Here is an 836-nt window from a genome sequence, read left to right as displayed (position 1 = left end):
AACACGCAACAAACCATATACAAACACGTTGCCAACCATTTTGAATGAACAAGTATCATAATATATTGGAATTGCTCTATCATAACCGTGACAGGGGTTTTGTTGAGACAAAACATTTATTCAAGGACAAGACAGAAGCTAAACGCATTACCAGTGAACTGAGAAGTGATGGACTTGTTTCGTTTGAACCCATAAAGTCATTTGGCCCAAAACCAATTTCTTTTAAACTCGCGATAACTCGTTTGGGAATTGAAAAACACGAGGAGTATTTTTTAAATAGTTCAATAACTAATGTAAATGGTAATTTTGAGTTGAAAGAACATACAATTGATATTTTAAAAAGACTTAAAAATGGAGAGTCCATTGTTTCAACAAAAAGCGAAACAAAAGAAGTTAGCGACCTTCTTAGCCAACTATATAATCTTGGAATCGGAAATAAGACTAAAAATGGACTTTCAATACCTTTCCAAAACCATAAATATTTGACTAAGCTCATTGAGTTAAAGTCTTGGCCTAAATTTTTGGAATGGCTGGAAAAACAAAATACTGAATCAATCATAACTAATGATTTTTCAGGTTCTACAATTGGACAAGTAAATCAATCATCAAGTTTTTCCAATAGCCCCCAAAATATCAACACCAACGCAAAAGAAACAACAACCCAAAAAAGGAACTTTGGGGAAAAGTTTTGGGAATTGATTTCAGAAAACAAACTTATTTCTGGTATCATACTCATTATTATAGGGTATTTAATTAAACTAATTTTTGGAATTGAATTTTAATAAAAAACGGTTGGCAACAAAGAACTGAGGTAAAAAACAAGTAAAAACTCATTA

The 836-nt window shown here is 31.6% G+C and carries 1 protein-coding gene; it reads left to right on the top strand.

Annotated features, from left to right (window positions below):
• Positions 1-44: 44 nt before the first annotated feature.
• Complete coding sequence (locus KLA_RS17295) at positions 45-782, top strand: hypothetical protein (protein ID WP_034647464.1); 738 nt, start codon at positions 45-47, stop codon at positions 780-782.
• Positions 783-836 lie beyond the last annotated feature (54 nt).

This window comes from Cellulophaga geojensis KL-A (genome assembly GCF_000568425.1).
In the GTDB taxonomy this organism is placed as follows: Bacteria; Bacteroidota; Bacteroidia; order Flavobacteriales; family Flavobacteriaceae; genus Cellulophaga; species Cellulophaga lytica.
Note: the sequence above shows the minus strand (reverse complement) of the source record. Positions and strands in the feature narration are given on the sequence as shown.

What these genes read in the sequence shown, in the direction of transcription:
- KLA_RS17295 (WP_034647464.1), top strand. Translation starts at nt 45, where the DNA reads ATGAACAAGTATCATAATATATTGGAATTGCTCTATCATAACCGTGAC.